Source organism: Halonotius aquaticus (assembly GCF_003605575.1).
Taxonomy (GTDB): domain Archaea; phylum Halobacteriota; class Halobacteria; order Halobacteriales; family Haloferacaceae; genus Halonotius; species Halonotius aquaticus.
Genome location: NZ_QKNY01000004.1, coordinates 141753 through 163635, shown reverse-complemented (window position 1 = coordinate 163635; position 21883 = coordinate 141753). Strand labels below are relative to the sequence as shown.

22 protein-coding genes are annotated in these 21883 nt (G+C 62.6%); 9 read left to right on the top strand and 13 right to left on the bottom strand.

The features are described 5' to 3' along the window. The first annotated feature begins 87 nt into the window (after window positions 1-87). From DM826_RS02950 to DM826_RS02940, 3 genes are all read left to right on the top strand, one after another. Window positions 88-546: a PH domain-containing protein gene (locus DM826_RS02950; RefSeq protein ID WP_120101276.1), complete on the top strand. Its 459-nt coding sequence runs from the start codon at window positions 88-90 to the stop codon at window positions 544-546. Then, on the top strand, window positions 543-2228 hold the full coding sequence (locus tag DM826_RS02945) for a PH domain-containing protein (protein ID WP_120101274.1): 1686 nt from the start codon (window positions 543-545) through the stop codon (window positions 2226-2228). The genes DM826_RS02950 and DM826_RS02945 overlap by 4 nt, the downstream gene beginning before the upstream one ends. Window positions 2229-2315: 87 nt before the next feature. Then, on the top strand, window positions 2316-2684 hold the full coding sequence (locus DM826_RS02940) for a hypothetical protein (RefSeq protein ID WP_120101272.1): 369 nt from the start codon (window positions 2316-2318) through the stop codon (window positions 2682-2684). Between the two features lie 109 nt (window positions 2685-2793). On the opposite strand, the gene DM826_RS02935 is transcribed toward DM826_RS02940, so the two are convergent. Further along, window positions 2794-3441 (bottom strand): bifunctional 4-hydroxy-2-oxoglutarate aldolase/2-dehydro-3-deoxy-phosphogluconate aldolase, encoded by a 648-nt coding sequence (locus DM826_RS02935; RefSeq protein WP_120101269.1) that lies wholly within the window; start codon window positions 3439-3441, stop codon window positions 2794-2796. Window positions 3442-3736: 295 nt separating this feature from the next. On the opposite strand from DM826_RS02935, the gene DM826_RS02930 reads away from it, so the two are divergent. Further along, window positions 3737-5317, top strand: coding sequence for a winged helix-turn-helix domain-containing protein (locus tag DM826_RS02930; RefSeq protein WP_120101267.1), 1581 nt, complete (start codon window positions 3737-3739; stop codon window positions 5315-5317). A gap of 80 nt (window positions 5318-5397) precedes the next feature. Here the strand turns inward: DM826_RS02930 and DM826_RS02925 are convergent, their stop codons facing one another. Both DM826_RS02925 and DM826_RS02920 read right to left on the bottom strand, forming a co-directional pair. Then, window positions 5398-6162, bottom strand: coding sequence for an ABC transporter permease (locus tag DM826_RS02925; RefSeq protein ID WP_120101264.1), 765 nt, complete (start codon window positions 6160-6162; stop codon window positions 5398-5400). Then, window positions 6159-7142 carry an ABC transporter ATP-binding protein gene (locus DM826_RS02920; protein ID WP_120101262.1) on the bottom strand — a complete coding sequence of 328 codons (984 nt, stop codon included), beginning with the start codon at window positions 7140-7142 and terminating at the stop codon, window positions 6159-6161. The genes DM826_RS02925 and DM826_RS02920 overlap by 4 nt, the downstream gene beginning before the upstream one ends. Before the next feature lie 291 nt (window positions 7143-7433). Here DM826_RS02920 and DM826_RS02915 point away from each other — a divergent pair, with 291 nt between their 5' ends. After that, window positions 7434-8450, top strand: coding sequence for an aldo/keto reductase (locus tag DM826_RS02915; RefSeq protein WP_120101260.1), 1017 nt, complete (start codon window positions 7434-7436; stop codon window positions 8448-8450). Between the two features lie 22 nt (window positions 8451-8472). Here the strand turns inward: DM826_RS02915 and DM826_RS02910 are convergent, their stop codons facing one another. From DM826_RS02910 to DM826_RS02895, 4 genes are all read right to left on the bottom strand, one after another. After that, window positions 8473-8712 (bottom strand): SelT/SelW/SelH family protein, encoded by a 240-nt coding sequence (locus DM826_RS02910; protein WP_120101257.1) that lies wholly within the window; start codon window positions 8710-8712, stop codon window positions 8473-8475. Window positions 8713-8775: 63 nt separating this feature from the next. Next, window positions 8776-9348, bottom strand: coding sequence for a response regulator (locus DM826_RS02905; protein ID WP_165853233.1), 573 nt, complete (start codon window positions 9346-9348; stop codon window positions 8776-8778). 103 nt (window positions 9349-9451) lie between these two features. Continuing rightward, window positions 9452-10150 (bottom strand): DUF7546 family protein, encoded by a 699-nt coding sequence (locus DM826_RS02900; RefSeq protein WP_120101252.1) that lies wholly within the window; start codon window positions 10148-10150, stop codon window positions 9452-9454. A gap of 3 nt (window positions 10151-10153) precedes the next feature. Further along, entirely contained in the window at window positions 10154-11500 is a 1347-nt protein-coding gene (locus tag DM826_RS02895) for a heme o synthase (RefSeq protein WP_120101376.1), read from the bottom strand. A gap of 180 nt (window positions 11501-11680) precedes the next feature. Here DM826_RS02895 and coxB point away from each other — a divergent pair, with 180 nt between their 5' ends. Then, entirely contained in the window at window positions 11681-12403 is a 723-nt protein-coding gene (gene coxB, locus DM826_RS02890; protein ID WP_120101249.1) for a cytochrome c oxidase subunit II, read from the top strand. 87 nt (window positions 12404-12490) lie between these two features. Further along, window positions 12491-14323 (top strand): sensor histidine kinase, encoded by a 1833-nt coding sequence (locus DM826_RS02885; protein ID WP_120101247.1) that lies wholly within the window; start codon window positions 12491-12493, stop codon window positions 14321-14323. Window positions 14324-14359: 36 nt separating this feature from the next. Here the strand turns inward: DM826_RS02885 and DM826_RS02880 are convergent, their stop codons facing one another. Further along, window positions 14360-14980 (bottom strand): hypothetical protein, encoded by a 621-nt coding sequence (locus DM826_RS02880; RefSeq protein WP_120101244.1) that lies wholly within the window; start codon window positions 14978-14980, stop codon window positions 14360-14362. A gap of 118 nt (window positions 14981-15098) precedes the next feature. Here DM826_RS02880 and DM826_RS02875 point away from each other — a divergent pair, with 118 nt between their 5' ends. After that, entirely contained in the window at window positions 15099-15830 is a 732-nt protein-coding gene (locus DM826_RS02875) for a DICT sensory domain-containing protein (RefSeq protein WP_120101241.1), read from the top strand. Window positions 15831-15922: 92 nt separating this feature from the next. Here DM826_RS02875 and DM826_RS02870 read toward each other — a convergent pair whose 3' ends face one another. Continuing rightward, a complete protein-coding gene (locus tag DM826_RS02870; protein ID WP_120101238.1) occupies window positions 15923-16918 on the bottom strand; it encodes a transcription initiation factor IIB in 996 nt (331 codons plus the stop codon). Window positions 16919-17143: 225 nt separating this feature from the next. Between DM826_RS02870 and DM826_RS02865 the strand changes: the two genes are divergently transcribed. Further along, window positions 17144-17878: a helical backbone metal receptor gene (locus DM826_RS02865; RefSeq protein ID WP_120101236.1), complete on the top strand. Its 735-nt coding sequence runs from the start codon at window positions 17144-17146 to the stop codon at window positions 17876-17878. A 30-nt stretch (window positions 17879-17908) separates the two neighbouring features. On the opposite strand, the gene DM826_RS02860 is transcribed toward DM826_RS02865, so the two are convergent. The 4 genes from DM826_RS02860 to pyk all read right to left on the bottom strand — a co-directional run bounded on the left by DM826_RS02860 (window position 17909) and on the right by pyk (window position 21846). After that, window positions 17909-19063 carry an SPFH domain-containing protein gene (locus DM826_RS02860; protein WP_120101234.1) on the bottom strand — a complete coding sequence of 385 codons (1155 nt, stop codon included), beginning with the start codon at window positions 19061-19063 and terminating at the stop codon, window positions 17909-17911. Window positions 19064-19122: 59 nt separating this feature from the next. Beyond that, the gene (locus tag DM826_RS02855) at window positions 19123-19731 is read right to left on the bottom strand and encodes an NfeD family protein (protein ID WP_120101233.1); all 609 of its coding nucleotides are present in this window, start codon (window positions 19729-19731) and stop codon (window positions 19123-19125) included. A gap of 87 nt (window positions 19732-19818) precedes the next feature. Continuing rightward, a complete protein-coding gene (locus DM826_RS02850; RefSeq protein ID WP_120101232.1) occupies window positions 19819-20022 on the bottom strand; it encodes a DUF7312 domain-containing protein in 204 nt (67 codons plus the stop codon). 72 nt (window positions 20023-20094) lie between these two features. Beyond that, a complete protein-coding gene (gene pyk / locus DM826_RS02845) occupies window positions 20095-21846 on the bottom strand; it encodes a pyruvate kinase (RefSeq protein WP_120101229.1) in 1752 nt (583 codons plus the stop codon). Between the last annotated feature and the right edge of the window lie 37 nt (window positions 21847-21883).

Genomic DNA, 21883 nt, shown 5'->3' with positions numbered 1-21883 from the left:
CGGCGGGCGGGTGATATTGAGACTTATACACCCACCACACGTACTGATCGGTATGCATACTGGGCGTCGCCGACAGGAGGCCTGGCGATGAACGCGCTCAACTCACGGATCCGAATCATCTGGGTGCTCCGATCGCTGGTCGGCGCGCTCATCCTTGGCGGTGCCGCCACCGGGGTCGCCGTCTACCGCTCGGCGTCGCTGTCGATCCCGGCCGGCCTCACCGCGCTGTTTGTCATTCTCGGCGTTGTCCACGCAATCTTGCGGTATCGCAACTGGCGATACGTCGTCAACGATGACGCCCTCTATCTCGAACGCGGCGTGCTCACACAGGTTCGCACCGAAGTCCCGCTTGTCCGGATCCAACACGTCGACTCCCGGCGGTCGGCCTTCGAGCGACTCGTCGGTCTCGCCAGCACCGTCGTCTACACCGCCGGCTCCCGCGGCGCGGACGTGACGATTCCGGGGCTGACACCCGACGACGCAAGCGACCTCCGCGAGCGACTCAAGGGGCTGGCCATCGACGCCGACGGGGAGGACGCGGTGTGAAGTTAGCCCCGCTGTCGGTGCCGTATCGGGCCCTCCAGAAGGCCGGCCGGCTGGCGATTACGCTTGTCGTTCTTGGCTCTGTCGGCACCGGCGTCGGCTTTGGTGGCGCGCTGGTGGCTGCCGGGATCGGCGGTGCCATCGCACTGGCACTCGCCTACGAGTTCGCCTACTACCAGCGGTATCAGTACACATTCACCGACGACACCTTCGACATCGAATCCGGCGTCCTCAACCGCCGAGAGCGGGAGATCCCCTACGGCCGGGTGCAGAACGTCGACATCAGCCGAAACGTCATCCAGCGGCTGCTCGGGCTGTCGGCGATCAACCTCGAAACCGCCGGCGGCGGCTCGACGGAGGCGGCGATCAGATACGTGACCGCCGATGCGGCGACAACGATTCAAGACGAGATCCGCCGACGGAAGCGCAGAGAGAACCAACGGCGACGCACAGCCACCAAGGCAGCCGACGACACAGAGGGAGACACCGCTGACGGTGGCAGCGAAACGACCGACAGCGCGGCGACACGCGAGTTCGACGAACCCGACGAGGAGTTGCTGTTTGAGATTTCGCCGAGCGAGTTGGCGTTGGCTGGGATCCTTTCGTTTGATCCACGCGTCCCGGGGCTGTTGTTTGCGGTCTTTACGGGATCGATCCCGTTTGTCTCGCCGGTCGTTCCCGAACCGGCAGCCGTCGCAACCACCGGGCTCGATCCGACGCTCGTGTTGTTCGTCATGGGTGTGGTGTTGCTCGTCGGCTTGGTCGTCCTCTCGTGGGTCGTCGGCGCGATCTCGGCGGTCGTCAACTACTGGGGGTTCCGACTGACGCGATCGGAAACCGAGCTTCGGTATGAGCGCGGCCTGCTCCAGCGATACAGCGGAACGATCCCCTTCGAGAAGATCCAGACGGTGACGATCAGCGACAACCCCCTCAAGCGGCGGGCGGGGTATGCGACGCTGGCGGTCGAAACCGCGGGCTACGCGCCAGGGCAGGCAAACGACCGCGGCAGCGAGGCCGCCGTGCCGATCGCCGGCGAAGATCGGATCCGGCGGTTGGCCGAGGAGATCGACAGCTGTGAGACAGGTGCGTTCAATCGGCCGCCAAAGCGGATTCGACGGCGGTATCTCGCGCGGTATCTCATCGCACTGGCTGCGGTGACCGGGCTGCTGTATGCGGGCAGCGTTGTCATCGACGCAGCCGCCGGCCTCCCGTGGTATCTCCCGCTAGTGGGCGTGTTCCTCGCGCCGATCGCTGCCCACTACAAATGGCTCCATCGCGGCTACCGGCTGGGTGCCGACCACTTCGTCACCCGAAACGGCGTCTGGAACCGCGAGACAAAACGAGTTCCCTACCACCGCCTGCAGACCGTTATCGATAGTCGAACGCTGTTCCAACGCCGATGGCGCGTCGCCACCGTCATCGGCGATACGGCAGGCTCGCTGTCGCTGCTCGGCAACGACGCCGCCGCCGTCGACATCGAGGTCGACGACGCCGTCAGCCTCCGGTCGGAGTTGCGGGATCGCCTGCAAGCGTCGCTGGCTGATCGGCGACGCCAGCGGACAGGATGGTCAGCAGTGGCACAGGAGGAGGGGCAACCTGGTGGTACAACCTCGACTGCAGACGCGAATGAATCGACCGGAGGAGAGGCCAACACAACGGCTGACGACGAGCATCGTCGTAAATAGCGTTGAATGAGAGAAAACACCACAATCACGCGTTCATATCTTGCAGATTGCTCAATGTTTAAGTAGTGGTGTATGTGAACGTTGCGCATGGAGTCGCCACGATCGACCGCCCAGCGGTATCGTGTGCTCTCCGAGATGACGACACAGGATGGAATGACGGTCGCGGATCCGACCGCGGGAACCGTCTTACAGGTGGTGAGTTATCAGGACGACGCACTCCACGATCGGCTCGCAGGCGTGAATGTCGGCAGCGTCGTCACGATTGGCTTGGAGCGCGCCGGCACACGGGCGAACGCGTATGTCGCGTATCGGCCGCCCGAAGGGTGTACCATCACACACAATCCGCCACTACAGCTAGAGACCCGAGCGCAGAGAACTGACGACCCAGCGACGACAGAGATCAGCCATCCCGTGCTCCATCACGGCTCGGACGATACAACCCCACCGACAGTGTAGTCGGTGAACCGGAGGACGCCAACGACGTAGCTTATTTTTGTATTTTTACGTTATAGAAAACAATTCGACAGTGCGGTTCAAGGCGAAAAAGAACCACTCACACGCCGGATCAGGTGCGAGCGTCGTCGATCACGGCCCGGAACTCCTTGGCAGTCTCCGTGATGATCTCAAAGTCGCCGCGGGCTGCAGCCTCGTAATCGACAAGCGCGCCGCCAGCACCGACACATTCCGCACCAGCCTCGATGTAGTCGCCCGCATTGTCGGGGCTGACGCCGCCGGTCGGCATCAGCGGAATCTGCCCGAGTGGGCCCTTGATCGCACCGAGATGACCCGGCCCGAGCGACGAGGCTGGGAAGACTTTCAGCAGATCCGCGCCGGCCTCATAGCCCGTGATCGCCTCCGTCGGCGTCATGATCCCCGGTGCGACGAGCGTGCCGTAGCGGTTGCAGGTGTCGATCACATCCTCATGCAGGCTTGGGCTAACGACGAAATCCGCGCCGCTGAGCATGACCGTCCGGGCAGTCTCGCTGTCGAGAACGGTGCCGACGCCGACGGCGATCTCGTCGCCGAAGGTGCTGTCAAGCTCCTCGACCATCCCGGCGATGCCAGGCGTGTCAGCGGTGAGTTCGATTCCGGTGACGCCGCCGGCCAGCAGCGCGTCGGTGATTTCGATCAGCGTGTCGGCGTCAACCCCCCTGAGGACAGCGACGACACCGCTGTCCCGGAGCTGTTGGAACACATCGTGTTTGGTGCGCATGATTGGTGTAGCGTCACCCACGGTAGTAAAAACCGGGTTCGCAGCGACAGGCAATCGAGGGGGAGCCCAACATCAGTTCATTGAACTGTCGGAATAGTGGTGATAAAACTGATTTCGGAGACACAAAGCGGATATCGCCGTCTATGCGCAACAATCGTGTATGAAGGCGTTAGATTGATTACTATTGCTTCGAGTTGACAACCCGTATGAACAGTGGAGTCGGCGGAGTGGGGGCCGCCAGCGACGGACGGACTAGCCAGCTAACTAACACATCTGCAACGGGAGGGAGCGACCAATGATGAAGAAACCGACCGACTCAGCGTCCTTCAGCGACACCGAATCGGCGGTGCTCGAAGCCGCGCTGCGCGACCCGGAGGCGACAAACGCCGACATCGCCGAGCAGACCGATACACGGGTTGCCCTCGTCCGGGATATCCGCGAGGAGTACGAAGACCAGGTCGAACTCCCGGACGACGCCGCTGACGCAGACGACGCGGTTGATATCGATGTCGACGCCGCGGATCTCACCGACTCGCAGCTCGCGGTGCTGGAAGCAGCAGCCCGCGATCCGGACGCGACAAACGCCGACATCGCCGAGAAAACGGGCAAGCGAATCACCTTCGTCCGGGATGTCCGTAACGAGTACGAAGACCAAGTCGACGTCGGCGTCGAGCCGGCTGCCGACGAGGACGACAGTGACGCGACGGACGGCAACGACGAGGTCGAACTCAGCGACCGCCAACAGGAGATTCTCGCGCTTGCCGAGGAGGATCCAGACTTGACCAACGCTGAGATCGCCGAACAGACCGGCGCGCGGGTCACACTCGTCCGGGATACTCGCAGCGAACACGCCGACGGCGGCTTCGAATTCGGGGGCGAAGCAGCCGACGACAGCGGGTCGGCTGATAGCGACGACGGCTCGACCGACGGTAACCTTCAGGAACAGATCCAACAGGTCGCCGCCGACAACCCCGAGTGGACGTACGGTGAGATCGCCGCGGAGGTCGGCGCACGCGTCCCGCTCGTTCGGGACACGCTTGCCGACTACGACTACAGCAGCGGCGGCGGGATCGAAACCGCCGACGACGGCGAGTTGCCGCCCGGCGTCGACGCGAGTGTGCTCACCGACACCGAACAGGCGATCCTCGAACTCGCCCAAGAGGATCCCGAGTTGACCAACGCCGAGATCGCTGCCAAAACCGGCACCCACGTGGCGATCGTTCGGGACACTCGGGTCGAACACGAGCCCGGCAAATCGGCCGACTACGGTGGCCAAGGTACCATCGAGGAGGACGATGCGGATGACGACGATGCCGGCACAGTCAGTGCCAGCAGCGACGATGACAGGGAGTGGGAGCCCGGCGAGCCAAGCGACCTCCAGACGGAGATCCTCCGACTCGCCTTCGAGGATCCCGAGTTGACCAACGCCGAGATCGCCGACGAAACGGGGGCCCGAATCCCGGTTGTCAGGGACACCCGCGACGATTACGCCGATCTCGAGCGCTCGGATCTCGACGACGACACCGACGAAGAGACGACCGAATCGTCGATCGACACCGGCCCGGGCGAGCCGACGGCCGTCCAGGAGTCGATTCTGGATGCCGTCGCCGAGAATCCGGATGCAACCAACGCCGAGATCGCCGCCGACCTCGACGTGCGAGTCACGCTGGTTCGGGACACGCGACGAACCTACGACGCCGACGACGCAGGCGGCAGCGACAGCGCAAGCGAGGCTGACACCGACACAGCCGACGCAGCTGCTGACAGTGCAGCCGAGACAACCGCTGAGCCCGAGGCCGGCGTCTCAATGGGGCGACTCGTTGCCCTGGCGATACTGGTGATCCTACTCATCGTCGTCGTACTCAGCTTCAACTGACGACGATCGTCGTGGCTGTTTTTGCGGTCGCAACTGGATCGGTTGCAGTCGTTGTAGCAAGTAAAACTGGTTGGGATCGATCAGTCAGTTCGCGGGATCGCATACGCACCGGCGACGAAGAACGCAACCGCCAGCACCGCGACCACAGCCAGTTCAAGCCCGTATGACTCCTCGATGGCCGGCCCGTACGTGAGTGCGCGAACGCCGCGAGCGAAGTAGGTCAGCGGCGAGAGTTCGACAAGCGGTGCAAACCAACCGGGGAGGAGTTCGAGGGTGACGAATGTATCTGACAGAAAGAGCAGGGGAAACGCGATCGTGTTGCTGGCGGCGATGACACCGTCCTGCGTCGAGGAGAGCCGCCCGAGGATCGCCCCAAAGCCACAGAACAACACGACCGCACCCACGATGAACGGCCCCAACAGCGCGAGCCGGGGAGTGATCGGTACCGCAGCACCCGTTAAGACGACGACCAACCCAAGGATCAACAGGCTGGCCAGACCGATGATGGCGACGTTGACAAGCGTGTGAGCAAGTAGCCACTCACCACGTCCCAGCGGTGTCGTCGCCAGCTTTTCAAACCGGTTGTCGTCGCGGTGGCGGGCGATCTCACTACCGACGCGGGACAGCGGGGTGAACAGCACCACCGTCGCCAGATAGCCGGGGATGTAGTAGGCTGCCGGCTCGGCAAACAGCCCGCCGTCGGTCGGCTGGGTGCGGACAAGCGCGCCGAAGATCACAACCAGGAGGACAGGGAAAAAGAAGGTAAAGAAGACCGCCGTTCGGCGACGGAGGAAGGAGTGCCACGCGGCAACGGCCTCCGCACGAATCCGTCGAAGGCGGCTCATTGGGCACCCTCCTGTGGCTCGGCTTCGGTCGGTGAGGGTGCGTCTGTCGGTGTGGCGACTGTGGTGCTGTCGGCGTTGCCAGCGGTTGCGAAGGTCTCACCGGTCAACTGGAGGTAAACATCCTCCAGGCTGGGCTCACTCCACGCCAACGAGCCATACTCGATACCGACTGTCGACAACACCGCGACCGCGTCGCCGATCTCGACCGGTGAAACGCCGTCGACGACGACCTCAGTCGATCCCGCAGTGGCCGCGAAGTCGGCGTCGGTGAGTGCGTCGACAGCGGCCGCCGCTTGGTCGGTGTCGATAACAAGTTGGCTCTCGCCGCCGTGTGACTCGATCAACTCGGCTGGCGTCCCGACGGCGACTAGTCGGCCGTCCTGGAGGAGCCCAACCCGATCAGCGAGCCGCTGAATCTCTGTCATCGAGTGGCTTGTGAGGACGATCGTGGTGCCGCCGTCGGCCAACTCCTCAAGCAGCGACCACAATGACTGTCGGCCCGCGGGGTCGATACCGGTCGTCGGCTCATCAAGAAAGAGGAGGTCGGGGTCGTTGACCAGCGCGATCCCGACGCAGACGCGGCGTTGCTGGCCACCAGAAAGCGTCTCATACCAGCTATCTGCAGCAGCAGCCATCCCGACGGCCGAAAGCACTTCGTCTGTGTCGCGGGCCGTCTCGTAGAGTCCGCCGTAGTAGTCGATCAGCTCGCGGGCGGTCAGCCGAGCAGGGGGCGAAAACGACTGGGGGAGCAGTCCGATCCGATCGGCGTCGACCGCGGTTGGGGCCTCGCCGTGGACAGTGATCTCGCCGTCGACCGGCGTTGTTCCGGTGAGCGCGCGGACGAGTGTCGTTTTCCCCGCGCCGTTGGGGCCGATCAGCCCGAAGACCTCGCCGTCGGCGACCGAGAGATCGACATCGTCGACGGCGACCGTCTCGCCGTAGCGTTTGCTGACACCGGCGGCGACAACAGCCTCGTTCATATCCGCACTCGGCGCGGTTTCGGCCTAAGGATTCCGTTTCACCGCTCCCGGGTTGTCGAGCCCAACAGCTAAGATGGGGGAGTCACAAACATACACGTATGGCCGGGGGGCTATGGGGGGGTAGTGGCGACACCTGTCGCGTTGACAGGGGCTACCTATCGACGGTTGCACTCGTCATGATGTTCGTCATCTGTGTGGCGATCAGTCTGACAACAGGCATGGCTGTCTTCTTATAACAGTTCTACCGCCGCAGGTGGATACGCTTTTCACGCGATAGAATCACCTGCCTGCATGGACTATCGACAACTCGGTGCGACTGGAACCCGCGTCTCGGAACTCTGTTTTGGCACGTGGCGGTTCGGCCGCCGAACCAACGGGGTGCTGGAAACTGACGAGGACGACGCCCACGAACTGCTGGATGCCTTCGCCGATCACGGCGGCAACTTCATCGATTCAGCGAATATTTACGGCGACCCCAACGGCACCAGCGAGTCCTACATCGGCAGTTGGCTCGAAAACCGCGACCGCGAGAAGTTCGTCCTCACCTCGAAGGTGTACTTCGAGTACGACGAGGACAACCCCAACGGGTCGGGGCTCTCGCGAACGCATATCCGCAATCAGATCGACAAAACGCTTGACAATCTCGGCACCGACTATCTCGACCTCTATTACATCCACCGCTGGGACGAGAACACGCCGATCGAAGAGACGCTCTCGGCGCTGACCGGCCTCGTCGAGGACGGCCGGGTGAACTACCTCGGTGCCTCAACGATGGCGGCCTGGCAGCTCACGAAGGCTCTCTGGAAAGCTGACGTCAACGACTACCAGCGGTTCGATGTTGTCCAGCCGTTGTTCCACGCTGGCTACTACAAGGACGTCGAGGACTACCTCTCGGTGGCAGCCGATCAGGAGCTCGCCGTCTGTCCGTACTCGCCGCTGGCCGGCGGCTTTCTCACCGGAAAATACACTCGTAAAGATCCGGATGACCCGAAATCGGTGCAGGCACCTGACGGCTCCCGGGCCAGCTTCGACGACCGCTTCGAGCGATTCTATCTCTCCGAGCGCGGCTGGAAGGTGCTCGATGAGATCCGTGCGGTCGCCGACGAGGTCGACTCCACACCAGCCCAGGTGTCGCTGCGCTGGCTGATGGATCAGGACGCCTTCACCTGCGTGCCGATCATCGGCGCGCGGACGGTCGAGCAACTGGAGGAGAACGTCGCCGCCGCCGAGGTGTCGATCACCGACGACCAACACGACCGCATCACCGACGCTCGGTTCAACGAGGACGGCGTACGGTGGGGCCACTGAGCGACACCGCTTCTGCAGGCGATTAGCGACCAACGACGTACGGGCGAACCCGGCGAACGATATCGTCGACATCGAGGGGGTCGTCTGCTTTGTCGAACACGACCTCGTCGTCGACACGGACGATGAACACGCCGTGATCGCCCATCACCAGGGAGATTCGATCAAGCTGGTCGGCGAACTGCCGGCAGATCGCTTCTTCGACGGTGAGTGCGCGATCAAGAAAGCCACACGGAACACAGTATTCGATTTCAATCGTCGACATACGGGGGAGACGGACGGTGGCGGCAAAAGCTGTGGGTTGCTGGTGGAACGACGTTGCGTCGGTTTATTCGCTTTCGTGGATCCCACGGAACGCATCGCGGAGGTCATCGTCGGGGAACTGCTCGAGAATCTCGTTCATCTCGGTTTCCAACTCGTCGATCCGCCCTTCGAGGTCGTCGAACCGCTCGTCGTCGATCTCGGTGGGCGAGAACTCCGCGGTCAAGGTGGCGTACTTTTTGTGTGTCTCGTAATACTCGGAGACCAGCTCCTCGTAGTCGTCGATCAGGAAGGCCTGTTCGACCGCGGTCAACAGCTCCTCTTTTGAGACGGGTTTGGTGAGATAGCCTGCCAGCGGCATGTCGATGATGTCGAGATCCGGGTCGACGGCGGTGACCATAATCACCTGACAGTCGGATTCCCAGTCGTCGATGTGATCGAGGAGTTCGTCACCCGACATCCCCGGCATCCGGCGGTCGAGCAAGACGAGATCGATATCCGAGGTAAGTTCAACCAATGCCTCGCCGCCGGTGAACGCCACCCGCGCCTCGTAATCGTCCTGCAGGTGATGGGCATGCAGTGCAGCGAGGGATTGTTCGTCCTCGACGATGAGGATCGTTCGCTCACGCTCGGAATCCATTGTCGATGCTTCAACAGCACCCATCAAAACTATTTCGCACACGAAACGATGGCGACGCCGCGCATGACCGAGCGTGCCCGCCTCCCGCGTCACCGCGACCGGCCTACCAGAGGGACGCTGACCGCCATCGCTGCAGCCACGGCACCACGGTCGGCCGCCAGTAGAGCAGCCCAGCCGTTACCAGAAACACAGCCGTCGACAGCCCGTAGGAGACCTGCAGCGCCGAGGTGACAAGCAGGGAGCCACCGCCCGTGAGCGCCGAGATGAGCGAGGCGAGAATCGGCCACGAACAGGAGACACACGAAAACAGGCCGATCAGCCCGGCGGCCGCCGAACCAGCAGCGTCGATAACGGTCACGTAGACCAGATACGCGAGCGCGGCGTAGCCAACGAGATAGTTCGGCATCAACGTGATCGTCACCCGCTGGCCGCTGTACAACAGGGCTGGCCCATACCCCGGCGGCAACGGAGCGATCCGTAATCCGGTCGCCGCCTCGCCGACACCGACCGTGATGAGCCCGCCAGCGACCGCCAACAGCGCGAAGTAGCCGCCACCGACCGCCAGCGCGCGACGACGAACCCGGGTCGCCACGGTCGCCGCTGGCCGGCTGTTGAAAACGACCCACACGCTCACGTTGATCCAGACGGCGGCGTAGGCGACCAGGCGGAGTGAGGCAAAGCTCGCAGCCGTCAGCAGCACGTAGAGAACGGCAGCCAGCAGTTGGCTGTTTAGAAACAGCGCCCAGTAGAGCCGGCGACCGGTCGGCACGGGGATCGAGAGCCCGCCGGTCGTCGCAGCCATCGGCTACAGCACCAAGCCCTCGATGACGATGGCCAACAGGACGGTGCCAAGATAGGCATTCGAGGCGTGGAACGACCGGAACGCCGCCGCCTCGGTCTGTTCGTAGTGCAGACGGATGACAAACCAGAGGAACAGCGCGCCGAAGCCGACGGCGACAGCGACGTAGATCCAGCCGAGGACATCAGCAGCGGCTAACGCCGCGCCGGCGATCAGCGTTGCCCCGAAGTACCACAGGATGTGTCGCCGCGTTGCGGTTTCACCGTAGACGACCGGCAGCATCGGGAACCCGCCGCGCTCGTAGTCGTCCTTGTAGGCCAAGGCGAGACTGTAGAAGTGCGCCGGCGTCCAACAGAAGATGAACGCCGCAAGCAACAGGCCACCAACGCCGATCGAGCCGGTGACCGCCGCCCAGCCGATCAACGCCGGCAGCGCGCCGGCCGCACCGCCGAGGACGGTGTTTTGGACGGTGTTTGGTTTCAGGATCAGCGTGTAGATCACGCTGTAAAACAGGATGGCGACGACGCCGAGGGCAGCCGTCAGCAGATTCACCGTCGCAAAGAGGGCGATCGACAGCGTCGTCAACGCCAGCCCGAAGGCGACGGCGTTGCGGAGCGGTACCAGATCCGTCGCCAGCGGGCGATCGCTGGTACGGGCCATCCGTCGATCCACGTCGCGTTCGAGAATGTGGTTGAACGTCCCCGAGGCACCGATCGCAACCGCGCCGCCGGCGAGGGTTGCGCCGACCGTGTAGGGCGTCAACCCTGACCCGCCAGCCAGAGCCATCGCCGCCGCCGCAACGAGACACAGCAGCCACATCAGCCGTGGCTTCATCAGCCGGAAGTACGCAAACAGTGTCGCTTTTGTCCGCTCTACGGGGTCGGTCGGGATCGGTGGACGACTCTCAGGATCGAGCGGTTCGGATGGCTCCGGTGGCCCACTCGGCACATCGTCTGGATCACCGGTTTCGGCTTCCAGCCACCATGTGAGGGCAGCCAACAGCCCCCCGAAGATTGTCACGCCAGCCAGCAGGTGGATCGCCGAGATGCGGTCGGTACCGCCGGTCGTTGCCACCACCGCGCCCAGTCCAGCCTGGGCTGGATAGGCGAAGATCGCGACGGCGACCGCGAGTTTGACGCGGCGAGCGGCGTCGGTGCGGACGACCGCCACCGCCGACGCGAGAACGCCGAACCCGACGACAACGGCGACAATTCGGTGGCCGAAGGCGACCCAGCCGTCGAGAGTCGTTGGCAGCGACCAGCCGGAGCCACAGGCTGGCCAGGCCGTACAGGCCGCGGCGGCGTCGGTCAACGCCGTCGCCACGCCGACAACGAGGAGCAGGTACACGCCCATCGTTGTCGCCGCCAAGAGGAGCGGCACCCGATCCGGAAGGCGAACGCTGGAACTCACTACAGGATGGTTGGGTATCGACGTATATATGCGTCCGGATTCACGCTATCCGGCGACCCAACGGGGAGCCGATACTGTGGAGTCAGCAGGTATTTACACACGCCACACCAACAGGGGACAACGATGAACGCAAGGCGTCTCGCGGCGGTCTCGACGGTCGCAGCAGTGTTGGTGACGCTGCTTGCCGACCCAGTTGCCGCCCAATCGACCTCGGCGGAGTTGATCTATGGGCTCAACGAGCAACTCCTGATCGTTGCGATCCCGATCACGCTGTTAGTCGAAGGGATTCTGCTGTATGCTGTCCTCAAGTTCAAAAGCAACGACGAGCCAAAGGAGACCAAGGAGAACCGGCGGCTTGAGATCACCTGGACGGTCGCGACGGCGGTCATCCTCCTGTTTGTCGGGGTTGCCTCCTACGGCGTGATGGCCGACGACAGCGTCGAATTCACCGGCGGCGAAGAAGAGGTCGCCCCCGACGAAAACGACGTGCTGATCCAAGCCCAAGCCTACCAGTGGGGCTGGGATATGACCTACCCTGAGCAGGATGTGACGGTCAGCGGGGCCGGTGAGGGGCCGACAATCGTCGTCCCGGCGAATCAGGACATCTATGTCAACGTGAGCTCGCGGGACGTGATCCATGGCTTCCACGTGCCGGAGCTGGGGATGAAATCCGATGCCATCCCGGATCAGACGAACTACATCAAAACGAACGTCAGCGAGACGGGGACGTATCAGGGCTACTGCACTGAATACTGTGGCGTCGCCCACTCCCAGATGTACTTCACGATTGAGGTCGTCGACCAAGCCGAGTACAACGAGTGGCTTGACGAACAGCAGGCGAGCTAACGACCGACACCAACCGCCGCCGTCGACACCGACCGAACGATGACCACTATGCTTATTCCTGCTGTCCACCTCTGGTAAGCCATCTTGATGATTCAGTTGCTTGGAGCAGGCGGGAGCCTGCTGGCCGGATCAGGGCTCCCGACACCTACGTTTTTGACGTACGTGCTCGCGTTCAGCCTTGCTGCCGTCATCTGTTTTGCCGCTATCCCGCGAGCGCGGGCGATCAACGCGGCCGATGACACCCGCAACGGGCTGGTCGCGCTCGTCGCCATCAGCGGCGTATGGGCCGCCCTACAGGTCGGCTATCTCGCCGCGCCGACGCTGAGCCTCCAGTATGGCTTCTATATCGCCGGCCTTGTCGTCGGGCTCAGCACGGTTGGCCCCTGGCTGTACTTCTGTTCGGCCTACACCGGCCGCTCGCTGCACGATAACCCGACCTACCGGCGGATCGCCATCGCCGTCTATCTAGTGATCGTGTCGATCAAGGTCACCAACCCGATCCACGGGCTATATTTCACCGCAACGCCGACGACAACGCCGTTTATCCACCTGATGATCGACCACGGCACGCTACACTGGCTGGCGATGGGATTGGCTTACGCGCTGGCGACGGTGGGCATCTTCATGCTCTTCGAGCTGTTCGCACAGGTCGATTACGACACCCGCCCGTTCGTCGGCCTCGTCGGCCTGACGGCCCTGCCGGTCGCCCTTGATATCCTTGGCTCGATCAGCCCGAACGTTATCGATATGTCCTACTCCGCACTCGGCGTCGCGGCCTTCGCGGTCGGCGTGCTGTTCGTCTACACCGACCGCTTCGAGACGATCCAGCTGGCCGGCCAGTACGACAGCCCGGTGGTCGTCCTCGGTGACGACGACGAGATCAGAGATTACAACCGCCGGGCCGCCGAGCTGTTTCCGGCCCTCAAAGACGGGCTGGGCGAGGAGCTTGCCACCGTGGTACCAACGCTGTCGCAGTGCCCCAACAACGAGGCGGTGATCGAACTGGAGATCGACGGCGAAACGCGGTACTTCCAATCGACAACGAGTCCCTTCAGCGCGAGCCGCGTCCAACTCGGCAGGCTCCTGGTGTTGACCGACGTAACCGCCCAAGAACGCTACCGCCGGCAGCTCGAAGCCCAAAACGAACGGCTCGAACAGTTCACCGGCATGGTCTCCCATGACCTCCGAAACCCCCTAAACGTCGCCCAGGGCAACAGCGAGATCATCCACGAGCTGCTGACAGCGGCACAAACTGACGACGGCCGCTACGAACCGCTCACTCCTGACACACTGGAAACCATCGACACCGCCGCCGAGACACTCAGTCGAACCTTACAGCGAATGGAGTCGCTGATCGACGACCTGCTCGTGTTAGCACGGGAGGGCCAAGAGATCGACGAACTTGAGCGCGTCTCGCTGGCAGCCATCGGCGAGAACTGCTGGGCGATGGTCGAGGGGAAAGCGGCCACGTTTGTCGTCGACGACGACCTCACCGTCGAGGCCGATCCCGACCGGCTCCAACAGCTGTTGGAGAATCTGTTTCGGAACGCGATCGAACACGGGGGACGCGACGTGACGATCCGGATCGGGGCACTCGACACCGAGACAGGCTTCTATGTCGAAGACGACGGCCCCGGAATCCCGGCGGATAAACGCGACAACGTCTTTGAATCCGGCTACACGACCAACCGCGAGGGAACCGGCTTTGGGCTGAGTATCGTCTCGGAGATCGTTGCCGCCCACAACTGGCGGATCACTCTCGCGGAGAGTTCAACCGGCGGCGCGCGCTTCGAGATTATTATCGACAGCGACGACGCAAACACCGATGACGCACCATCCGCCGACACCGATGTGGTCGACACCACAACAGACACCGATGCGGTCGATACCACAACTGACAGCGATCGCAGCGGAAAATGAGACAGCCACAGCAGCAACTCGCCGTGCAACGCCGGTTTACAGCGTGTATGTCAGTCGCTGGTTCGGCGCGTTCGTCAGCGCGACGGTGTGGATCACCTTCGCCACGTCGACCCCCTGCGGTAACTGTTCGACCGGTGTGATCACGCGCGCACTGCACCGCGGTTCGATCACAACATGGTTGGTGTGACAGCCCGGCGCCAGCTCCGCGGAGTTCAGCGCGATAGGGGCTCGGTCGTAGGTGTAGCCGTCGCTGCCGATGAACGTGGTACGACGGCTCAGCCAATGGAGCCGCTCATCGCTGGTGTTTTCGACATCGAACATGGCGCAGTGGTGTACCGCCCCCGTATCGGCGACCGCATCGCGGTGGTGGCTGTAGACGAGATCCGCGATCGACACCTTCGGCACGCCGACCAGCGTAGCCGTTAGCCTGTCGGTCTCGATGGTCAACGCCGACCCCGCATGCGACCGAATCCGGTCGGTGACCGTCGGCTCGGCCACAACCGTCGTATCGGCAGCCGGCGACGACGCAGGATCGGCACCTGCTTTCGTGGAGAGATCACGCCACGCAACCGACGACGACTCCCCCGGCTTCTCGTCTGTGGTTGTAGCCCGGTTCTCCGCGTCTGTTTCCACGACCCGGTCGCGTGAGCGTGTCATACCCGTAAACTTCGGGCGAGAAGATAATAAGTGATATGCATATTAGCTTGACATATGTTCGCAAACCACGATCCACGCTGAGAGCAATCTATTTACTTGCGGGTGGTGGAGTATCGATATGTCCCTGGCAGACGTTATCACATATGTTAAAGACAAGGAGAAGACCCTCGTGGTCTTCAATCCGCCGGCCGGGAGCACACTCATCACCGACCTCAGGGACTACTTTTCGACACAGAACGTCGCTGTCACGGGCAAACAGACACATTCCGGCGAGCCCGAAAACGTCGCCGTCCTCCGGCTCAACGGCGAGGTATTAGCCTCGGTGCCGGTTACACAGCTCCAAGAGCTACTGGCCGGTGGCGGCCTTCGCGAGACAGGGATCGGGATCGATGACACCGACTACCATGAGATCCTCCAGCATCTCAAGGAGACGACGTTTACCTCCTATGACAAAGCCGAGATGGTGACCATCTCCCATGAGATCGAGGATCGCGCGCTCCGCGTCGGCGGCGGCCGTCTCCTCGCCGGCTTTCAGGAACCCACGAAACTCACCGAGCAGGCCGACCGTTATGAGCGACTGGCCGCACAGTCGCTGGATATCCACACCTTCGCTATGCCGGGCAAGCCTGTCGAAATTGATGGGCTTACCCATCACACCGAAGCGACTACCGAGATCGGCGAGTCGTGGTTTGTCGTCTTCGATGGCAACGGCGATGACAGCTACAAAACGGCGTTACTGGCGACCGAGCAGGCGCCAAACTATTTTTATGGCTTCTGGAGCGATGATCCCGAGATCGTCGATAGCATCGGCGACCACCTCGACAGAACGTATCTCACGGTTGCACCGTAACGAGGCCACTCGATGCGCTCGTCAAAACTGAAAAATAACACACCAGCAATCACAGCACTGACGACCGACCGCTGATCGGGACGACAGACCGCTTAGACCAGCATCTCTTCTTCAGCTTCCAGCAGCTCGTGATACCGGTTGCGGATCGTAACCTCGGAGATATCAGCAACCTCCGAAACCGCGGCCTGGGTCGTCTTTTCGTTCGTCAGGAGCGCGGCCGCATACACCGCGGCGGCAGCCAGGCCAACCGGCGATTTGCCGCTGTGGACGCCCTGCTCTTTGGCGTTTTTCAGCAGCTGTTTTGCTCGCATTTCGGATTCCTCGGAAAGCTCCAGCGAGGAGGCAAACCGTGGGACGTACTGCTCGGGATCGGCGGGCCGCACCTCAAGTGAGAGTTCCCGAACCACGTAGCGGTAGGTACGTGCGATCTCGCTTTTCTCAACTCGCGACACGTCAGCGATCTCATCGAGGCTACGCGGGACGCCAGCCATCCGCGCGGCGGCGTACACACAGGAGGTCGAGACGCCCTCGATTGAGCGACCCGGCAGCAGATCCTCGTCGAGTGCGCGCCGGTAGATGACCGACGCCGTCTCACGAACGTTGTCGGGGAGGCCGACCGCCGACGCCATCCGGTCGATCTCGCCGAGGGCCTGTTTGAGGTTGCGCTCCTTGCTGTCGCGGGTGCGGAACCGCTCGTTCCATTTGCGGAGCCGCTGCATCTTCTGGCGTTGTCGCGCGCCCAGCGAACGGCCGTAGGCGTCCTTGTTTCGCCAGTCGATGTTGGTCGACAGGCCCTTGTCGTGCATCGTGTTCGTTGTCGGCGCGCCGACGCGGGACTTCTGGTCTTTTTCGGCGCTATCGAAGGCCCGCCACTCGGGGCCGCGGTCGACGGAGTCTTCGGTGATGACGAGCCCGCAGTCGTCACAGACGGTTTCACCGTGTTCGTCGTCGGTGATGACGTTACCGCTGCACTCAGGGCACCGCAGGCCGGCTTGTTCGTCCTCGGTTTCGGTTGTCGACTCGGTGCCACGCTGCCGCTCTCTGGAGGGCGATCGATCGGTCGTCTTGGTAAAGGTTTGATCACTCATTGTCTAAGGGCCCCCTGCGAGATGACGAACGGGGGAGCTATCGTCTCCTACACAATGACAGACCGATACTTAAGCAGTGTGGTATTGTTTTGCGACAGCATCGCTACCGGCCGAATTTGGGTGAATGACCCTGATAGTTTGGTATCAGAAACACAATATGAGTCCGACGGATGGCAGCGACTCACAAAGCGAGCATATTTTGAAACCTCCACTCCCAACAAGGGTATGGAACAGCCGCGGATCGTCTCGCTGGCGCCGAGCGCAACGGCCACACTTGCAGCTCTCGGCGTCGCCGATCGTGTCGTTGGTGTCACCGCACACTGCGAACTCGACCGACCAACAGTCGGCGGCTGGCTAAACCCCGATTACGAAACAGTCGCCGACCTTGACCCTGATCTCGTCTGTACCAGCGACGGCCTCCAACGAGAGATCCGCGATGCGCTACAGGAACGCGGCCATCGCGTCCACCACCACGAGCCGAGCCGACTTGATGCGGTGCTGGCGGGCTTCAAATCGCTAGCCGCGGCTGCCGGTGTCGACGACGCCGGCGAGCAGTTGGTCGCCGACTGCCGACAGCGACTCGACGCTGTTTCCGAAACCGTCGGTAGCGACGACGGGCCGGTTGTCTACTGCGAGGAGTGGTCAGACCCGCCGATGGCCGCCGGCAACTGGGTGCCCGATGCGGTCGACGCCGCGGGTGGTCGCTACCCCTTCGTCGACCCGGGTGATCGCTCACAGGAGGTCGATCATGAGGCTGTCGCCGAGACCGACCCCGACCACGCTGTGTTGCATATCTGTGGCACCGGCGACAGCGTGTCCGCTGATCGACTGCAAGAGCGCGGGTGGTCACTAGATGCTGAAGTCCACGTTGTCGACGACTCACTGCTGAATCAGCCGAGCCCCAAACTGATCGATGGGATTGAGTTGCTTTCACAACGGCTGTATCCGAATCAGTCGTGAAAAATACCGACGAGCAGGCGTCAATCCGCGCTACTCGGTCTCTTCTTCGGTGACGAGTTCCTCGTCGTCGACCGGTTCATCGAGATCCGGCTCCGGAATATCCGGCTCGCCAACATCGGCCTCGCCGCCAGCGATGTCAGCCTCGCCGGATTTGATCTGTTCGGCCTCCTGTTCGAGCTGTTCGATATCCATCTCGGCGGCTTGATCGATCTCGCCGAGGATCTCGTCGATATCGTCGAGCCCGAGCATCTTCCGGGTCTCTGCGTCGAACTCCTTGCCTTCGAGCCCTTCGCTCTCTTGGACATCGCTGCCGGTAAGCTGTTTGCCGTAGCGACCGACCAGCGAGGTGAGCTCCTGCGGGAGGATGAACGTCGAGGACTCGCCTTGGCCGATGCGTTCGAGCGATTCCATGCCGCGTTCGATGATCGCGCGTTCGCCCATCGCCTCGGCGGATTTTGCACGCAGGACAGTCGAGATCGCATCACCCTGTGCTTCGAGGATCTGACTTTGTTTCTCACCCTGGGCGCGGATGATGTCGCTTTGTTTGTCACCCTCGGCGGTTTCGACGGCACTGCGGCGTTCTCCCTGTGCTTCAAGAATCATCGCACGGCGGCGACGTTCGGCGGAGGTCTGTTGCTCCATCGCCTGCTGGACGTCCTTCGAGGGGTTGACCTCACGCACCTCGACGCTCTCGACACGAATCCCCCACTCGTCGGTGGGTTCGTCGAGTTCTTTGCGGATCTTCGAGTTGATCTCTTGGCGTTTGTTGAGCGTGTCGTCAAGTTCCATATCGCCCAGCACGGCCCGCAGTGTCGTCTGGGCGAGGTTGGAGACCGCCTTCTTGTAGTTGTCCACTTCGAGGAACGCCTTCTTGGCGTCCATCACCTTGATGTAGACGACGGCGTCGGCGGTGACGGGTGAGTTGTCCCGGGTGATCGCCTCCTGTCGCGGCACGTCCAGCGTTTGGGTACGCATATCGAACGCGTAGGTACGGGAGACAAACGGCGGAATGAGGTTGAACCCCGGTTCAAGCAGCTTCCGGTACTCGCCGAAGACCGTGAGCGCCTCTTTCTCGTAGGCGTCGACGATCTCGACGGTCTGCCAGATCGTCACAGCGACGACTGTCAGGAACAACAGCCCGACAGCAAGGGTCGTCAACTGCAGTTGGAGGACAAGCGGATCCATAACATGACGTTGGGTTGAGACCCCAATAAGGGTTGGCTTCGTGGCCCTATCTGGGAGGATTACCGCTCAGCGTCAGTCTCTGTGGCGGCCGCGCTGTCGGCGTGTTCAGCCGCAAACGCCGCCGCGGCGGACTCATCCTGCACACCCTCTTCGCGGCCCGCAGCCAACTGCCGGTCAATGTCATCCTCGATGGTTTCGAGCGATTCAACGGTGACGACGTTACCGCCGCCGGGGTCAATCACCATCACGTCGGCCCCTTCAGGGATCTCGCCGTCCATCGACCGCGCCGAATAAAAGGGGTTGAAGCCGCCGCCTTGGAGTTTGACCTCGCCGCCGGTCGGCGTCACCCGTTCGGTAACCCGGCCGGTCATCCCCTGCAGCGTCTCGGAGTCACTCGTCTGGGCTTGGCCCTTCCCACCGTAGAGATCGAGTTCGTGGTAGACGTAGAAGGCAATAATCCCGAACAACAGCACGAACAAGCCGAGCGCAAACGGCCCAAGAAACGGGAACAACAACCCGACCAGCCCCGCGCCGAGGAGCCCGATGCCGACGACAACGAAGTTCGCACCCGGCGCGAGGGCTTCCGCCAACGAGAGCAACAGCCCGGCGGTCACCAACAGTAGCGGCACCGCCTCCGGGCTGATGAACTCCGTGATCAACACGACCATACACCCCATATGTGTTCAACGGATTTAACCCTTGAACACGGCCACGTGGACGCCACCAGCACACACCGAAAACAGGCGATGACAGTCTTACAAGCCGGTAACGACGACGCCAAGTGTCAACAGCACACCAAGCACGACGAAGGTTGCATGCTCCAGTGAGATCGATTCGGGTTCGATGATGGTGTCGTCGGGATCGTCCTCAGCATCGGGGCCGACAGCATCGATCGAAAACTGCCACTCGCTGTCGTCGTCGGCTGGAGACTCGACATCGCTGTCGACGGGATCGGCCATATCGTGACAACGGGTGGGAGAATAATAACCCTTGTCTCAACGGTGACAGTACCGGCGTGGTGATCGACAGGGTTAGCGCGGCGTCGACTGCAGCACATCGCCATCGAAGACGATCCCGCGTTCGGCATCGATGCTGATCGTCTCGCCGTCAGCGATTGAGTCCGGAACGGTGGCATCGCTGAGCATCGGAATCCCCAACTCGCGGGCGACGACGGCGGGGTAGCCGGTGAGTCCACCGCGGCCATCGATGATGCCGGCGATCTGCTTGACATCGCCGGTGAACTCGCCGTCGAAATCAGCCGAAAGCGAGAGAATCGCGCCCTCGGGAACAGTCGAGAGATCGCCGTCGGTGATCCGCGCCAGCGGGCCCGACGCTCGGCCACCAGTGATGGATTTGCCGCTGGCGACCTTCTCGGCGGCGATGTGGACTTTCAGCATGTTGGTTGTGTTGGCCCCTTCGACCTCCGAGAACAGCCCGGAGATGGCGACAACGGTCTCGCCGCTTTTGGCCGCCCCAGCACTGATCGCCGCCTGGACGCTGCTTTCGAGGATGGTGTCGGCGTCCGCTTCGTACTGGTGATACTGTGGGGTGACGCCCCAGACCAAGGCGAGTTGGCGACGCACCCGATCGTTCGGCGTGGTGGCGACGACGGGTACTGGTGGTCGGAACTTCGCGGCCTTCCGGGCAGTGTAGCCGGATTCACTGGCGGCGACGATGGCGGCCGCACCGATATCACGGGCGAGATAGCGGGCCGACCGCGCCAGCGGCTCGGTGCGGGAGCGATCACTGGCGGCAGGGACGCGCTGTTCGACAGTTTCGGCGTACTCGTCGGTTGACTCGACGCGGCTGACGATGTTGGCCATCGTCTCGACAACTCGAACCGGGTGGTCGCCGATAGCAGTTTCCCCGGAGAGCATGACCGCGTCGGTGCCATCGAGCACGGCGTTGGCAACGTCGGAAGCCTCGGCTCGTGTCGGCCGCCGGTTGCCGATCATCGAGTCCAGCATCTCGGTTGCCGTGATAACCGGCACGCCGTTGTTGACGCATTTCTTGATGATCCGTTTCTGGATCATCGGGATATCCTCAAGCGGGCACTCAACCCCGAGATCGCCGCGGGCGACCATGACGCCGTCGGCCGCGCTGATGATCGAATCGAGGTTTTCGACCGCGCCGGCGCGTTCGATCTTGGCAACGACAGGGATGTCCGCGCCAAACTCTTCGAGTTTGTCGGCGATAGCATACACGTCCTCGCCGTCGCGGACGAAGCTAGCGGCGACGAAGTCGGCCTCCTTGTCGGCGGCGAGTTTGAGCTCCTGTTTGTCGCCGGGGGTGATGAGATTGATATCGAGGTCGACACCCGGGATGTTGACGCCCTTTCGACTTTGGAGCTTGCCGCCGTTGGCGATCTTGGCGGTGACCTCCTCGCCGTCGACGTTGGTGACGGTGGCTTCGATCCGGCCGTCGTCCAGCAGGATCCGATCGCCTTCGCCGACGCCTTTGATCGATACCGAGAGGCCGACCCGCTCGGGGGTCGCGGTATCGCCCGGCGCGAAGACGACCTCCGAGCCCGCTTCGAGCTCGACGTGGCCGTCGATCTCGGCGGTTCGCACTTCCGGCCCTTTGAGATCGACCATCAGCGCGAGCGAGCGGTCGCCCTCGGCGTCGACCTCCCGGACGCGGTCGATGACTGTCGCTCGGTGCTCCGTCGAACCGTGGCTCGCGTTGAGCCGGGCGACGGACATTCCCGCCTCGTTCAGCGCACGAATTGTCTCCGTGTCGCTGGAGGCTGGCCCGAGCGTACAGACGATTTTCGCGTTTCGCATGGCTCGGCGTACGTCAGGCGGCTTAAAAAAGCCCCAC

Coding starts and splice junctions, on each gene's coding strand:
- DM826_RS02950 (WP_120101276.1), top strand. CDS start 88: ATGAACGCGCTCAACTCACGGATCCGAATCATCTGGGTGCTCCGATCG.
- DM826_RS02940 (WP_120101272.1), top strand. CDS start 2,316: ATGGAGTCGCCACGATCGACCGCCCAGCGGTATCGTGTGCTCTCCGAG.
- DM826_RS02935 (WP_120101269.1), bottom strand. CDS start 3,441: ATGCGCACCAAACACGATGTGTTCCAACAGCTCCGGGACAGCGGTGTC.
- DM826_RS02930 (WP_120101267.1), top strand. CDS start 3,737: ATGATGAAGAAACCGACCGACTCAGCGTCCTTCAGCGACACCGAATCG.
- DM826_RS02925 (WP_120101264.1), bottom strand. CDS start 6,162: ATGAGCCGCCTTCGACGGATTCGTGCGGAGGCCGTTGCCGCGTGGCAC.
- DM826_RS02920 (WP_120101262.1), bottom strand. CDS start 7,142: ATGAACGAGGCTGTTGTCGCCGCCGGTGTCAGCAAACGCTACGGCGAG.
- DM826_RS02915 (WP_120101260.1), top strand. CDS start 7,434: ATGGACTATCGACAACTCGGTGCGACTGGAACCCGCGTCTCGGAACTC.
- DM826_RS02910 (WP_120101257.1), bottom strand. CDS start 8,712: ATGTCGACGATTGAAATCGAATACTGTGTTCCGTGTGGCTTTCTTGAT.
- DM826_RS02905 (WP_165853233.1), bottom strand. CDS start 9,348: ATGGATTCCGAGCGTGAGCGAACGATCCTCATCGTCGAGGACGAACAA.
- DM826_RS02900 (WP_120101252.1), bottom strand. CDS start 10,150: ATGGCTGCGACGACCGGCGGGCTCTCGATCCCCGTGCCGACCGGTCGC.
- DM826_RS02895 (WP_120101376.1), bottom strand. CDS start 11,500: ATGGGCGTGTACCTGCTCCTCGTTGTCGGCGTGGCGACGGCGTTGACC.
- coxB (WP_120101249.1), top strand. CDS start 11,681: ATGAACGCAAGGCGTCTCGCGGCGGTCTCGACGGTCGCAGCAGTGTTG.
- DM826_RS02885 (WP_120101247.1), top strand. CDS start 12,491: ATGATTCAGTTGCTTGGAGCAGGCGGGAGCCTGCTGGCCGGATCAGGG.
- DM826_RS02880 (WP_120101244.1), bottom strand. CDS start 14,980: ATGACACGCTCACGCGACCGGGTCGTGGAAACAGACGCGGAGAACCGG.
- DM826_RS02875 (WP_120101241.1), top strand. CDS start 15,099: ATGTCCCTGGCAGACGTTATCACATATGTTAAAGACAAGGAGAAGACC.
- DM826_RS02870 (WP_120101238.1), bottom strand. CDS start 16,918: ATGAGTGATCAAACCTTTACCAAGACGACCGATCGATCGCCCTCCAGA.
- DM826_RS02865 (WP_120101236.1), top strand. CDS start 17,144: ATGGAACAGCCGCGGATCGTCTCGCTGGCGCCGAGCGCAACGGCCACA.
- DM826_RS02860 (WP_120101234.1), bottom strand. CDS start 19,063: ATGGATCCGCTTGTCCTCCAACTGCAGTTGACGACCCTTGCTGTCGGG.
- DM826_RS02855 (WP_120101233.1), bottom strand. CDS start 19,731: ATGGTCGTGTTGATCACGGAGTTCATCAGCCCGGAGGCGGTGCCGCTA.
- DM826_RS02850 (WP_120101232.1), bottom strand. CDS start 20,022: ATGGCCGATCCCGTCGACAGCGATGTCGAGTCTCCAGCCGACGACGAC.
- pyk (WP_120101229.1), bottom strand. CDS start 21,846: ATGCGAAACGCGAAAATCGTCTGTACGCTCGGGCCAGCCTCCAGCGAC.